Annotated in this window: 8 protein-coding genes and 1 pseudogene; 7 read left to right on the top strand and 2 right to left on the bottom strand. The window is 59.9% G+C overall.

Annotation, left to right across the window (positions count from 1 at the left end; genetic code table 11):
- A pseudogene (locus EYC95_RS29270) lies at positions 1-4571 on the top strand (LapA family giant adhesin); the annotation flags it as partial.
- Positions 4572-4719: 148 nt separating this feature from the next.
- Positions 4720-5058 (top strand): tryptophan synthase subunit beta, encoded by a 339-nt coding sequence (locus tag EYC95_RS29265; protein ID WP_131063426.1) that lies wholly within the window; start codon positions 4720-4722, stop codon positions 5056-5058.
- A 136-nt stretch (positions 5059-5194) separates the two neighbouring features.
- Here the strand turns inward: EYC95_RS29265 and lapD are convergent, their stop codons facing one another.
- Together lapD and lapG are read right to left on the bottom strand one after the other, a co-directional pair.
- Positions 5195-7141: a cyclic di-GMP receptor LapD gene (gene lapD / locus EYC95_RS29260; protein ID WP_131063425.1), complete on the bottom strand. Its 1947-nt coding sequence runs from the start codon at positions 7139-7141 to the stop codon at positions 5195-5197.
- 14 nt (positions 7142-7155) lie between these two features.
- Positions 7156-7848 carry a cysteine protease LapG gene (lapG, locus tag EYC95_RS29255; protein ID WP_131063424.1) on the bottom strand — a complete coding sequence of 231 codons (693 nt, stop codon included), beginning with the start codon at positions 7846-7848 and terminating at the stop codon, positions 7156-7158.
- 220 nt (positions 7849-8068) lie between these two features.
- Between lapG and EYC95_RS29250 the strand changes: the two genes are divergently transcribed.
- The 5 genes from EYC95_RS29250 to EYC95_RS29230 all read left to right on the top strand — a co-directional run bounded on the left by EYC95_RS29250 (position 8069) and on the right by EYC95_RS29230 (position 15116).
- Positions 8069-8779: a GntR family transcriptional regulator gene (locus tag EYC95_RS29250; protein WP_131063423.1), complete on the top strand. Its 711-nt coding sequence runs from the start codon at positions 8069-8071 to the stop codon at positions 8777-8779.
- A gap of 715 nt (positions 8780-9494) precedes the next feature.
- Entirely contained in the window at positions 9495-10271 is a 777-nt protein-coding gene (locus EYC95_RS29245; protein WP_131063422.1) for a DUF3050 domain-containing protein, read from the top strand.
- Positions 10268-11197, top strand: a complete 930-nt coding sequence (locus EYC95_RS29240; RefSeq protein ID WP_131063421.1) for a diiron oxygenase — start codon at positions 10268-10270, stop codon at positions 11195-11197. The genes EYC95_RS29245 and EYC95_RS29240 overlap by 4 nt, the downstream gene beginning before the upstream one ends.
- A gap of 13 nt (positions 11198-11210) precedes the next feature.
- Positions 11211-14621 (top strand): non-ribosomal peptide synthetase, encoded by a 3411-nt coding sequence (locus tag EYC95_RS29235; RefSeq protein WP_131063420.1) that lies wholly within the window; start codon positions 11211-11213, stop codon positions 14619-14621.
- A 27-nt stretch (positions 14622-14648) separates the two neighbouring features.
- On the top strand, positions 14649-15116 hold the full coding sequence (locus tag EYC95_RS29230; RefSeq protein ID WP_131063419.1) for an SRPBCC family protein: 468 nt from the start codon (positions 14649-14651) through the stop codon (positions 15114-15116).
- Positions 15117-15290: the final 174 nt, after the last annotated feature.

Here is a 15290-nt window from a genome sequence, read left to right as displayed (position 1 = left end):
TGGTTTACACCGCATCCGTCACTGCTCCAGTGACCGGTTCGCCGGTCGTAGTGACCCTTTCGAATGGCCAGACCATCTCCATTCCAGTTGGCGCCAGCAGCGCCAGCGTGAACTACTCCGCACCGAATGATGCCTTGGCTGGCGGCGGCTCCCTGAGCGTGAAAATCGACGATGCGAAGGGCGGCAATTACGAGAAACTGGATGTCGATGGCAAGTCGGCCGATACCTCGGTGACTGACACTGCCGACACCACCACCCTCAGCCTGAGCGCAACCGATACGGTTGCTGAAGGTGGTTCGATTGTTTACACCGCCACGCTGACTAATGCTGCCGGCACACCAGTGATCGTCACACTGAGCAACGGCGCCGTGATTAACATCGCTGCTGGCGCAACTGTTGGCTCAGTGACCGTCAAAGCGCCTGCCGATGACGTTTACAAAGACGCCGGCAAAGTCGAAGCGACCATCAAGGACGCGACTGGCGGCAACTTCGAAAACCTGGTCAAAGACCCGGCGGCGGCGGTTACCGATGTGACCGACACCATCAACACTTCGACCGTCAACCTGACCGCGACATCCTCCGCGGCTGAAGGTGGCACTGTCACCTACACCGCCACTGTCGGTGCACCGGTAACCGGTTCGCCAGTGACCGTTTCCTTGGCCAACGGCCAAACGATCACCATCGACATCGGCAAAACCACCGGTTTCGTGACCACCCTCGCGCCAAACGACGCACTGAGCGGCCACACGCCACTGACCAACGCCATCACCAACGTCAGCGGCGGTAACTACGAAAATCTGGTTGCCGACAAAACCCCGGTCAGCACCACCGTGACCGACACCCTCGACAGAACCGAAGTCAGCATCACCGGCAGCACCTCGGTGACCGAAGGCCAGACGGCCAGTTACACCGTCAGCCTGACGAACCCGGCGCAGACCGAAGTCACCCTGAAGATCACCTACAGCGGCACCGCCGCCGACGGTTCGGACTTCACCGGCGTGTACACCGTGAAAATTCCGGCGGGTGGCAGCACGGCGAGCTTCAACGTCGCGACCCTGGACGACAGGATCACCGAAGGCACCGAAAACTTCGTAGTCAAGATCGACTCGGCCGCCGGCGGCAATTTCGAGAACCTGGCGATCAGCGCGTCCAATGGCAGCGTCAGCACCTCGATCGTCGACAACGATGCACCGCCTGTGCTCGACCTGGATGCCAACAACTCCAGCGGTGCCACGGGAGCCAACTACAACGTGACCTTCACCGAAGGCACCACGGGCCAAGGCGTATCAATCGGCGACACCGACCTGAAAATCACCGACCCGGACAGCACAATGCTGACCGGCGCGACCATCGTGCTGACCAACCGTCAGCCGGGTGATGCGCTGAACCTGGGCAACAGCGTCAACGGCATCACCATCAATGCCAACAGCAAGGAGGGCACCGTCACGCTGACGTTGTCCGGCAACGCGACGCTGGCCGACTACATGCAACAGATCAAAAACATCAGCTTTACTAACAGCAGCGAAGACCCGAGCACCGTGCCGCGGATCATCACTGTGACGGTGACCGATGGCAGCAACTACTCCAACACCGCGACCACCACCGTCAACGTCGTGGCCGTGAACGATGCACCGACCGCCGCGCCGGTTAACGTCACCGGCACCGAGGACACCCCGCTGATCCTCGGCTGGTCGACCTTCGGCGTCAGCGACGTCGACAGCCCTGCCGCCAGCCTCGGCGTGAAAATCACCGGCCTGCCGGGCGAAGGCAAATTGCAGTACCTGAACGGTTCGACCTGGACCGACGTGACGACTAACCAGACCCTGTCCAAGGCTGACATCGACGCGGGTAAAGTGCGCTTCCTGCCGGATGCCAACGAATCCGGCGCCAATGGCTACGGCGGCACCGGCGTGGGCAACAATCTGGCGGACTACGCACAGATCAAGTTCCAGCCAACCGACGGTTCGCTGCTGGGCAACACCGGCACGATCAAAATCGACATCACGCCCGTTGCCGATGCTCCGTCCCTGAGCGTTGCGGACAACGGCGTCAAATCCACCGGGCTGATCAAGGAAGTCTGGACCGGCCTGTCGGGCCTCGGCACCGATGGCAGCGGCGCGGCGTCGAACACGCTGAAGTCGGTGATTGATGCCGCCGGTAAACCGAACAGCAGCACCACCGTGACCAACGTGCAGTCCGACGGCAGCGTCGCGGCCGGCACGGCGTCGAAAACCTCCGGCCTGATCTACCTCGAAGCGGGCAAGACTTACACCTTCAGCGGTACCGGCGATGACAGCCTGCTCGTGACCATCGGCGGCAAAAACGTCGCGGCGATCACGTGGGGTGCGGGCGGCAAACTGAGCGGTTCGTTTATCCCGACCACCAGCGGTTACTACACGCTGGACATCTACCACCACAACCAGAGCGGCCCGGGCAGCTATGACGTCAACCTGTCGGTCAACGGCGCTGCAGCAGTCGACCTGAGCAGCGCCGGCGTGCCGCTGTACACCGGCGTGGCAGACCTGGCCGCTTCCGGCGTGACAGTTTCCGACCTGCACGGCACTAACGGCGAAGGCTACTACGACGGCTACAAGCTCAACGAAGCGGCCGAAGGCACCAGCGTTCACCTGTCTGCGATCAAGACTGCACTCACCGATACCGACGGCTCCGAAAGCCTCATCGTTAAGATCAGCGGCATCCCGGCGGGCTCGGTGCTCACCGATGGCGCCGGCCACACCTTCACCGCCAGCACCACGTCGGGCGAAGCCAACGTCACCGGCTGGAACCTCGGCACCCTGACCGTGACCCCGCCGCCGTACTACAACGGCCAGTTCAACCTGACTGTGACCTCAACCTCCACCGAGGCACTGGGCGGTTCGGCGCTGAGCACCACGACGATCCCGGTCAAGGTTTACCCGGCGGTCTACAACGCCGTCACCGCCACTGCGGCCGATGACACCATCACCGGCACCGATGGTAACGACATCATGGTCGCCGACATCGGCGGGCTGACCGTGGTGCCGGGCACCAACTACAACATCGCCTTCATGGTCGACAGCTCGGGCAGTATGAGCGCGTCGTCGATCAACGCCGCCAAGGACTCGCTGACCTCGGTGTTCAACACCCTCAAACAGAGCATGGGTGGCAACTCCGGCACCGTGAACATCTTCCTCGCGGACTTCGACAACCAGGTCAACAAGTCTGTCTCGGTGAACCTGAACGACCCGAATGCGCTGATCCTGCTCAAAGCGGTGCTTGATTCCATGGTTTCCGGCGGCGGCACCAACTATGAGGACGTGTTCAAAACCACGGCGAACTGGTTCCAGAGTGCCGACGCCATGGCGAACACCGGGGCGAAGAACCTCACGTACTTCATCACTGACGGCAAGCCGACCTACTACCAGAGCGGTGAGCAGACCAACCCGACCCTGTTCGGCAACGTGAAGCTCGATGACGTCATCACCACCACCAATTACAAGTTGGGTCAGACCTATTCCGGCTATCTGGACAGCACTCACTACTTGACCATCGATAACTCCGGCACCGTCACGCTGCAGACGTACAAGAACTCGAAGGGCGGCTACTGGAGCAGTGACGAGCTGGGCACTATTCGCGCCGAGGGTAACGGCACGTACGAGCTGTCTTATCGCGACGGCAACGGCAGCAGCACCGGCTCCAGCGCCATCGACAACTCCACCGACAGCTTCGCGCTGCTGGGCAAGGTGTCGACGGTAGAAGCCATCGGCCTGAACAAAGACGTCACCCTCAACGACCTCAAGCCGTACGACACGGACAAGACGCCGCAAACCAACATCGATCCGAAAGACTTGGCCAACTCGATCATCGGCCACACCGAAGCGACAATGCCGGGTTCCGACACGGTCAATGGCGGCAATGGCAACGACATCCTGTTCGGTGACCTGGTGAGCTTCAACGGCATTGCCGGCGAGGGTTATCAGGCGATCCAGGCGTTCGTCGCCAAAGAGACCGGCGTGGACGTCAGCAAAGTCACGACCAGCAACGTGCACCAGTACATCACTGAGCACTCCAGCGCATTCGATGTGTCCGGTGCCCATGACGGCAACGACACGCTGTTGGGCGGTGCGGGCAACGACATTCTCTTTGGCTCGGGGGGCAATGACCTGCTCGACGGCGGCAAGGGCAATGACATCCTGCTCGGTGGCACGGGTAACGACTCGCTGATGGGCGGTCAGGGCAACGACATCCTGATTGGCGGTTCGGGCGCCGACACCTTCGTCTGGAAGGCTGGCGATACCGGGAACGACGTGATCAAGGACTTCAAGGCCAGCGAAGGTGACCGCATCGACCTGCGCGATTTGCTGCAAGGCGAAACCGGCAGCACCATCGACAACTTCCTGAAGATCAGCACCGTGGATGGCGTGTCATCGCTGCAAGTCAGTTCCGGCGGCAAGTTCAACGGCGCCGACGCTGCAGCGGCCGCGCCGGATGTGACGATCAAACTGGAAGGCAACAACTGGTCCAGCGCCAACATTCACACGTTGATTGCCGGCAGTGACCCGACCATCAAAGTCGACCACAACAACAGCTGATCCAACGAAAAACGGCCGCCCTTATGGGGCGGCCGTTGCGTTTGTGCCCATCCCCCCGGTGACGATTTCGTCGCCGCACCGCATACTCGCGTCCAGTTGGCCTATGCTGCTGACAGCATGACGCTGGTTCATTTCTGAGGGATGCTCAATGTTCTACGTGCAACGCGATGCGCAAGGTCAGTTAGTGCGCGTGGAAGCCGCGGCCTACGCCGAGGCCACGGAAACGCTGCCGGCTGACAATCACGAGATCCAGGCCTGGTACGCCAACGAAGTGATGGAAACCAGCCTCAAACAGCTCAAGCAAAGCGACCTGGAAATGATCCGGGTACTCGACGACTTGATTCAGGTGCTGACCAGCAAAGGCGTGATCCGCGTCACCGACTTGCCGGCCGCTGCTCAGGCCAAACTGATGGACCGGAACCAGGCCCGTGAGGCGTTGGGTGGGTTGAGTCATTTGATTGATGATGACGAGACGGGGTTGATTTAAGGTCTCGTCATTGTTGTGTCTGTACAGACGCCTTCGCGGGCAAGCCTCGCTCCTACAGGTTTACGCCAACGCACGACCTTGTAGGAGCGAGGCTTGCCCGCGAAGGCGGACGGACTGACGACTCAGCTATCAAGCCTCACTGCCAGGGCTTCGGCTCACCAAACAACTGTCCCTGAACCCCGTACAGCCCCATCTCCCGAATCACCACCAACTCCCCTTCGGTCTCCACCCGCTCGGCAATCAATGGCAGATCAATGCTGTGCGCCGCCCGCTGGATCGCTTCGATGAACAGGCGCTTGTCGCTTTCCTGATCAATCGCCCGGATGTAACTGCCGTCGATCTTCAGATACGCCAACCCCAGCCGCGCCAGGTTGCCGATCATGCTGAAGCGCCCGCCAAACCGTTGCAGGCTCAAGGAGAACCCGAGCTCACGCAGACGCCGCGTCAGTTCTTCCAGCATCGATTGCTCGGGCAATTGCTCCTCGCCGATTTCCAGGGTCAGCCGTGGTCCGAGGTCGGAGTGAACACGCAAAATCTCGAAGACTCTATTCAGCGCCTGCGGATCGGCCAACGTCGCCGAAGACAGGTTCAGCGCCAGCGACTCTTCATGCTCGGCCATCTGCTCAAGCACCAGCTCCAACATCAGCCGATCCAGGCGCGCGGTCCAGCCAAAGCGCTCGAGCCACGGCAGGAAGCGTCCGGCGGGAATGGTCTGACCGTCATCATCGATCAACCGCGACAGCACCTTGTAATGCAGCACCAGTTGCGTGTCCTGGCTGGCGACCACGGGTTGGAAATACAACTGGAAACGCTGCTGATTCAGCGCCTGATCCAGCAAGTTGTTCCAGGCGTGATGGTCATCCCCGACACTGGCCGAGGCGCTGTGATCGAGGCACGCCCAACTCTGTTCACCCTGCCCTTCAGCCTGAGCCAACGCCTGATCGCCCAACCCGAGTACCGCTTGCGGTGAATCGCCATGAATAAACGGCGCTAGCCCGATCGACGCCACCGAAGCCACGTCAGTGGCGCCGGTCGCATGCAGGCTTGCCAAGGCACTGTCGAGGTTCTGCGCCAATTGCAGCGCTTCTTCGCGCACCAGCCCCGGCGCCAGCACGGCGAACTCACCGCCACGGATCCGCGTGACGAGGTTTTGCGTTTCCGGGTACTTGGCGCACTCGCGGGACAGCTGCTCGCCCACCGCTTGCAACAATTGGTCGGTGCGTTGACCGCCCAGCCGCTGGTTCAAACCGGCCAGGTCCTTGACCCGCAACAACAGCAGATAACCAGAGCTCGCCTGTTCCGGATTGCTTACCCGGGCGTTCAGTTGCATCTCGAAATAGCGACGGTTCGCCAGGCCCGTGAGGTTGTCCTGATAGGACTCGACCCGCAGCTTTTCACTGCGCTCGGCCTGTTCCTGAAACAGCGCCTTGAGCTTCTCGACCATCTGATTCATGGCCTGCACCACACGGCGCAGTTCCGGTGTGCGCGGCAGCTCCGGCAGGCTGAGGAATTCGCGGCGAGCAATGGCGTGGGATTGTTTGACCATGTAGTCCAGCGGTTTCAGTTGTCGGCGCAGCAACAGCGCGCCCAACACCGCGCTCACGGCGCCGCAGATCAGCAACCAGCCGAGGCTGCCCAACGCGCTCTGCCACAGTTTGGCCAACGCGAACATCGGATGGCTGACCACCTCGACCCGCGCCGCCTGTTCCCAACCACGGCTGACCAGCGCATCGCCACCGGCCGGCTCCAGGCCGATCATTTTGACGAACCAGTCCGGCACGTTGTTCACCGCTGGGATGCCGCTGCGCTCGACGATGGTCTGGTCAGTCTTGAGGTCGACCACACGGATGCTCGCGTAATAACCGCTGTCGAAGATCGAACTGACCAGCAGCTCGACCATTGCCGGATCGTCGATGTTCGGCGTCAGGGACAGCGCCAATGCTGTCGCAGCGTCCTGGGCGTGGGAGCGCAACTGGTTGACGTACTGGGTGCGCGAGCTTTCCAGGCTGACCATGAAGCTGCCGGTGAAGGCGACCACCAGAAACAGACAGATAGCGATCAACAGCTGTTTGAACAAAGACATCTGAGCGCGTGCTCCTAGTTAGTCGTCTCGACCGGGAAACCTTCGGCCTGCATTTTCTTCAACACGTCCTGCCAACGGGACAGGCGTTTGGTGTCACCGACTTTCTTGTTGCCCTTGGCGCCCGGCAACCACAACCCTTCGGCATTGAAAGAGTAGACCGGCAGCAGATCGGTTCGTTGGCTGGCCGGTTTAATCGCATCGATCAGGCTGTCGAGTACCAGCGGCATGGCCTCGGGGCTCGAGTAGTAAGTCAGCACCATGTGCGCCCGATTCAGCCGCAGAGCCTTGACGTAGGTGATGCGCAGTTTGTCACTGGAAACGCCGAGATGGCGCAGGCTGAAGTACTTGGCGATCGCGTAGTCTTCGCAGTCGCCGGCACCCTTCCACAGGGCTTCGATGGGGGTTTCCCAATAATCGACCTCGTGCCACAGGTCGATGTCCTCGACGTAACGCATCTGTTTGTTGAAGAACTGATTGACCATCTTGAGCTGTTCCAGCTCGTTGACCTGTTTTTGCGTGGACAGCAAATGCTGCCAGGCATCGATGCGCGACTGCCCTTCACCCAACGGTCCGTACAAGGCCTGCGCCTTGCGGCTGATCAGCGAAAAATCCCAATCGGCATGCAGCCCGCCCAGCATGACGCCGGCCAGCATTAACGCGCAGCACAGCCAGCGCAAAGTCCGAGGGATCGCGAAACGTACCGCCAATGCGAGGCATCCAGGTCAGGCAGGTGGAATTCGGTTGATGGTGCAGGTTAGCCCGGTAAAAGACAATGGCACGGTGCAATCACTGGCGACGGGCTAGACTTTGAATGGTGGATGACATGAAAAGTCGCGGATGGTGATCTTCAGTCCGTTTGACAAGCTGCATGGCAGTCACTAGTGTCCATTTGGATCCAAATATTTCAGCCAAACAGGGTGCGTAGTAGTGACACAGAAGCCCAACCCCCTCAGCAGTATCAAGGTCAACGGGCCGATTCCCGCTCACCTGGCACGTTCGGTGATCGAAGAAACCCTGCGTTCGGCCATTCTCGACGGGCGTATTCCCTGCGGCACCGCGTTGCGCCAGCAAGATCTGGCCGACCTGTTCGGCGTCAGCCGCATGCCGGTGCGCGAAGCCTTGCGCCAGCTTGAAGCCCAGGCGCTGCTCAACGTTATCGCCCACAAAGGCGCAGTGGTTGCACCGCTGGTTCAGGGCGATGCCGTCGAAACCTATGCGTTGCGAATCCTGCTGGAATCCGAGGCACTGCGCCTGTCGATTCCCTTGCTGGAGAAGGAAGACTTCGAACAGGCCGCCAAGCATATCGACGACATGGAAACGGAACACGATTACAGCGAGATCGGCCGCCTCAATCGTCTCTTCCACATGGCGCTTTACTGCAAGGCGCCTAACCGCCGGCTGTTGCTGCTGGTCGAGGACGGGTTGAACGAAGAAGAACGCTTCCTGCGCTTCAACCTGGAAGCCATGGGCCTGGGCAAATTATCCCAGGAAGACCACCGAGCGCTGTTGTTGGCGGTCGAGGACCGCGACGTTGAGCGCTCGGTGAAGCTGCTCGACAATCACCTCAATCGCGGTGTCGAGGTGATCACGCGCTACCTCAACAGCCCTGAAGTGCTGAACAAGAAAACCTCCAGGTAACCCTCCGCAAAAAACCTGGGCGCGCAGTTCGAACTGCGCGCCGCGTTTGCCGTGAATAATCTCCTTACACATCCCCTGCGCTAACACCGAGCTATCCGGCGACCGTACTTCCCTTCCCCAAAGCCTTGCCATCGATAGACCTCCCTCAGTTCCATCAATACGCCAGCAAAGATGACGTCCGCGGCGATAGCGGCGGCCGTGATTTACGCCCACTCTTGGGCTGCCAACGAATAATGAACGGGCGACGCACCGCATTGGCGGCGCAGTCCTCGCACCAAGAACCTACGGAAGGAGTCTTGTCACGGGAAAGGAAGCACCGGCGTCAATCCCAGCCAACTTCCACCCCTTGAAGCATTCAACGGAACAACTTTGAAAGTTGCTTTGAGTGAGGCATTCACTCTTTATTTGAATTTTGACGATACTTCGTCGAAAGGAGCAACTACGCCCACATAAAACTGCCGCTTAAAGTTTTATCGGAACGTGTCGCGCGCAAGAAAACACAACTTGCAAATAATATAAAAATAACTTGCTCGACACTTTACTCGTGTATTAGTTTTTCTCCGCCGCCAGTAAACACGGCACCCAAACGACTTTATCGCACTCGATGACATCAATTTAATTGAGGCATCCGCTCGCCAACAAAAAACGTTAAACGACCGTCACTTATAGATCACAACACCCTTAACGGCATTTCAGATCACTTATAGGCTCGCTCATGAAAACGAATAAAGACCGCCTCATCCAAAAGAAAGCAGAACTTAGTGCGCACCCGATCTTCTCTGAAATACATTCATTGTCGGTACTTCAGCGTTTCATGGAAAGCCATGTTTTTGCGGTGTGGGATTTCATGTCGCTGACCAAGCGTCTGCAACAGGACCTGACCTGCGTTCAACTGCCCTGGCTGCCGCCGCGAGATCCGCAGGCCGCGCGTCTTATCAATGAGATTGTGCTGGGTGAAGAGTCCGATGATCGTCCGGCCCAGGGTCATTACAGTCATTTTGAGTTGTACCTGGATGCGATGCGCGAAGTCGGTGCCAGCACGGTCGCTGTCGAACGCTTCGTGGCGTTGCAACAAGAAGGTGTGAGTTACGACGTGGCGTTGCAAAGCGTTGATGTCGATCCGGCGGCCGCGCAGTTCGTGCGGCACACCTTGCACACCGCGCTGCATGCGCCGGGACACAGTGTTGCCGCTGCGTTTCTGCATGGTCGTGAGAGCGTTATTCCGCAGATGTTCCAGCGGATTCTCGACGACTGGGGCATTGGCATCGAGCAAGCGCCGACCTTCCGGTACTACCTGGAACGGCACATCGAAGTCGACTCTGAGGACCACGGCCCGGCAGCAGAAAAACTCCTCGCACGGCTGGTCGATGGCGATTCGCAACGCGAAGAAGACGTCTACGCCAGCGCCATCGCCGCCGTGGAAAGCCGCATCGCCCTGTGGGACGGCTTGCGCCTGAGCATGAGCGAACCTATGCCTGAGGTGAGCGCATGAACGCCGCCGACTACCAGTCCTTCGCCGACGCCTGGGAGAGCCGCGCCACCATCCGCACGCGGCCCCGGCGGGTGCTGGAGAACGATGACAAGCTGATCTATCCGTTGAGCCGCCAGCCACTGGTGTTGAGTGAAACCTTCCTGCGCGAATGCCCGGAACAACGGGACTTTGCGCTGGTGCAGACGCTCTACAAATTCATCAACGACGTGGTGATTTTCGAAACCGAGATCGTCGACAAGACCGCCCGCAGCATCGCCAAGAATCGCTTCGCCGTGGCGTTCCCGTTTGCCTGTCGGTATGACGCCATGACCGTGGTGGTGGACGAGGATTACCACGCGCTGGTGGCGATGGATTTCATGCAGCAGACCGTCGCCATGACCGGCATCACGCCGATCCAGCTGCCGGATGAAATCGAGCTGAGCCGGGCAATTCCGGCGGCCGTGGCCCTCGCACCGGAACACCTGCGCAGCGCCGTGGAACTGATCTGCGTGGCCATCGCCGAGAACACCGTGACCGGCGATGTGGCAGCGTTCGCCAAGGACGACACGGTCAAGCAATCGATCAAGGGCCTGATGGCCGACCACTTGCTGGACGAGGGCCGCCACTCCGGGTTCTGGTCGCGGATGGTGCGCATCTACTGGCACACCGCGAGCGAAGACGACCGCCAGCGGATCGCACAGATTCTGCCGGTGTTCATCGGCCATTACCTGACCAACGACATCCAGAAGTCCTTCGACTTCCGCTTGATCGAATCCTTGCAGATCAGCGACTCGGCACGCCAGGCACTCAAGAACGAAATCTCGGGGATGGCCTTCCCGATCAATCGTCATCACCCGCTGGTCGCCAACATCGTGCGGTTTTTCCGCAGCAGTTCGCTGCTCGATTCGCCGTGCGTGCAAGACGCCCTCAGCGACTACCTGGTTTAACGAGGAGAACATCATGAGACGTCTCGACATTCTGCTCATTGGGCAAAGCCAGGCCTTGACCGACCTGGCGCTGGAACTTGAACAGCATGGTCATTCGCTGGTGCGGCTTGGGGCATTCGACGAGCTGCCGTCATTTGATCTGCTGATCGACGACGCTAGCCAAGCGTTTTCAGTCCTGAGTGATGCGCCGCAACTGACATTGCAACTGGACGTCGGCGAGTCAGGCATCTGCGGGCTGCCGCCGATAGACCTGCTGTGCATGCACGGATCAAGACTGTTCACTCGCGTGCCGATTGCCGATGAAACCTCGGGAAACGGCCAGGCATTGCGCCTGCGAGCTGTGGCGGAACTGGTGGATCACGTCGCGCTGCTGGTCAGCCGCTTCTCCCGGGATGAAGGGTATTTTCTGCACGCCGAGCCGGCAGCGGCGGCTCACTTCGAGCGGCTGGAAAACCTGCAATTTCTAGAGGGTCTGGCGTTCGTCCATCAACTCAACAACACAGCTCAACCGTGGCTGCAGCACCTCGCCCGGATCCCGATGATCGAGCGCCTCGAACAGCGCTTCATCGAGTCCGCCGAACGTCCCGCGCTCAACATCGACGGCACCTCGGTCAGCTATCGGCAATTGCACGCCCACAGCCGCGCGATCCAGCAGCGTTTGCTGCCATTGCTCGCTCAGCATCAAGGACCGTTGGTGGTCGGGATTTGCATGCCGAAATGCAGTGCGCTGTATGCGGGTATCCTGGCGATTCTGGGCAGTGGCGCGGTGTACTTGCCGCTGGAGCCGAGCCATCCGCTGCAACGTCAGCAGTACATCCTTTCGAATGCCGGAGCGGTGTTGTTGTTACATGACGGCCAACATCCCCTCGCCGACGAAATGCAGGGCCTGGACATCAGCCGTATCGACTGCGCTGACGTCGACCTCGGCCAACCCTTGATGCGCCAGCGACCCGACCTCGATGCGCCCTGCATGGCGCTCTACACCTCGGGCACCACCGGGCATCCCAAAGGGGTATTGCTCAGCCAGGCCAACCTCGCGCACTTCACCGCGTGGTACGCCGACTATGTACAGCTGACCGAGCACAGTCGGGCCTTGCAGTTTTCGTCGTTGAGTTTCGACTCGTCGCTGATCGATATTTTCCCGACCCTGCTTCAGGGCGCCGAGCTTATCGTGCCGAGCGACGACCAGCGCCGCGATCCCTTGCAACTGGTCGAGCTGATCCGCCATCAACGCCTCAGTCACGCGTTTTTACCGCCGGCACTGTTAAGCATTCTGCCGCTGGATCAGCTGCAGGTTCTGGATCATGTGATGACCGGCGGCGACGTCTGCGAGCCCTATGTCATCGAGCAGCTCACCCGTCAGGGCAACCTCTACAACCTCTATGGCCCGACCGAAGCCACGGTGCTGATCACCGCGCGTCAGCTACGCGCCGGCGACAGCAACCGCACACTCGGGGCACCGATTGCCAACAGCCAGGTGCTGATTCTCGACGAGGGGTTTCAACCGGTGACCGAGCAGACCGTCGGTGAGTTGTACATCGCCGGGCCAGGGGTGTGCCTGGGTTATCTGAACAACCCGCAGCAGACTGCCGAGCGTTACCTGGACTTGAATCTGCCGGACGGCCAGAGCCTGCGCGCCTACCGTACCGGCGACATGGCGAAATGGACCGCCGACGGAGTCGAGCTGTGCGGACGGCGGGACAATCAGGTGAAGATCCGCGGCTTTCGGGTCGAGCCGGAAGAGATCGAACGCTGCCTGCGTGACAGTCAGTTGTACCGTCAGGTGGCGGTGGTCATCGACAGTCAGCGACGAATTCTGGCCTTTCTCGCACAACCTCAGGAGGAACAACCGGGCGTCGCTCGCGAAGCCTTGAAGGCTCACTCGACGCAGTTTTTACCGGACTACATGCAACCCATTGCCTGGACCGAACTGCCGAGCATGCCGTTCGCCAGCAACGGCAAAGTCGACCGCAAAGCCCTGCTGGCAATGCCGGTGAATGTTGCCGAAAACACCACGCGGCGCTTGCCCACCAGTGCCGATGAAACGCTGTTGCTGGTGATCTGGGCCGAGCTGCTGGAGCTGCCGGCCAGCGATATTTCGACCGACGAAAGCTTCTTCAATCTGGGCGGCCATTCGATTCTGTTGTCGCGGATGCTGCTGCGATTGCGTGAAGAATTCGGCCGCAGCATCTCGATCAACCGCTTCATTGAATTGCCGACGATTACGAAGTTGGCAACGTTGGTGCGAGGCTCCGGTACCGAGGAAGTCCTGAGCGCGCAGGCACTGGCGGATGCCTTCCGCGAGCTGGATATTCAGCCGCTGCCCATCAGCCGCATGGGCGATGTGCACAAGGTGATCGTCACCGGCGCCAACAGTTTTGTCGGGGTGCACATCGTCGAGGCTTTGCTGGCGTGGGGCGTCAGTGAAGTCGCCTGCCTGGTGCGCGATGGTGGCGGGCAATCGGCGGCAGAGCGCTTCGCTCATGCACTACGGGAAAACCGTCTGGAGCATCTGGACCTGAGTCGGGTGCAGGTTTACGCGGCGGATATTGCGCACCCGGCACTGGGTCTCGATGCGGACGTTTACGAGCGCCTCGACCGGGAGTTCGGCGCGTTGGTGCACAACGCCGCCAACGTTAATCACGTGCTCGATTACGAGTCTCTGGCGCGGGACAACGTCGAGCCGATTTTCGAATGCCTTCGGCTGTGCGAGGGGCGCAGCAAGAAGATCTTCAATTTCGTCTCCACGCTGTCGGCGTCCAGCACGATTGCCGACGATGGCCGGGTGCTGGAATTACCTGCGGCGCAGACCCCGCCGATCTACATCAAGAACGGCTACAACCTGTCCAAATGGGTCGGCGAACGGATCCTCGAACGGGCGCGCGAGCTTGGGGTGCGGGTCAATCTTTATCGCCCTGGCAACATCAGTTTCAACAGCCTGACCGGCGTCTGTCAGCCGCACAAAAATCGCTTGATGCTGATGCTCAAGGGGTCGATCCAGCTGGGCCAGGTGCCGGAGTTCGCACTGAACTTTGACCTGATGCCGGTGGACTTTCTCGCCCGCTTCATCGCCTTTCACGCCAGCCGATATTCGCCTGAAAAAGCGGTGTTCAACCTGCACAACCCTGAGCCCCTGAGTTGGGACGACTACGTCGCGTCATTCCGTGAGGCTGGGCGGGAGTTTTCCATGGTCAGCGTTGCCGACTGGCAGCAGCAACTGGGCCGGGTCGACAGCGACAACGCGCTGTTCGGCGTGCTCGGTTTCTACCTAAACGGCTTCGAAGAAGACATCGGCGACATCTCGATGATCGGCCACGACAACGCCCAGGCGGGCGTTCGGCAGATGGGCGCGCACTACCCGGAAAAATCCCCAGCGCTGCTGCGTCGCGGCTGCGACTACCTCAAAGAAATCAATTTCATCTGATTCACTCAAACCCAATGGAGCAAGACCATGAGCACTCTGCAACCCGATACCCTGATCAAAAACCCTCAAGGCTGCCACGTCGTGTCTTCAGTAGAAGTGCCGGCTGACTCAGCGAAGGTCTGGGCGGTGGTCGGCAACTTTGCCGGCTTCGATCAATTCATTCCGGCGCTGTCGCACATCGAGATGACGGGCGAAGGCGTGTCGTCGCTGCGCAAGAAATTCTTCAAGGACGGTAACCTGGTGGTCGAGCAACTCAACTCGCGGGACGACCAGGCGCTGAACATGACGTGGACCACGATTTATAACACGCTGGGCGTGGCCAGTTTGTGGGCGGCGATGAGTGTTGAACCGCTGGGTGCGGGCCAGTCGCGGGCGACCTGGACCATCATTGCCGAACCGGCGCAGGGGGGTGATGAGACGTTGCCGGGGTTCAAGGATTTTGTGCAAGGGTTTGCGGATGATGCGATGAATAATGTGTTGAAGCTGTTTGCTTAAGGCTTTGGTTCAGCGGTGACTGGTCTACCGCTTTCGCGGGCAAGCCTTAATGCCAGTCAGTTAAGCCCTCCAGCCCTCTTTTTGGGGTATTTGACTGGTCTAGGCTTGACCACTCTTGGGTAACTTCGCTCTCGTCTGGCTGGCAGTATGAAGTGCTGAGCCTGGATTCTCAGT

Source organism: Pseudomonas sp. BGI-2 (assembly GCF_004310295.1).
Classification (GTDB): Bacteria; Pseudomonadota; Gammaproteobacteria; order Pseudomonadales; family Pseudomonadaceae; genus Aquipseudomonas.
Note: the sequence above shows the minus strand (reverse complement) of the source record. Positions and strands in the feature narration are given on the sequence as shown.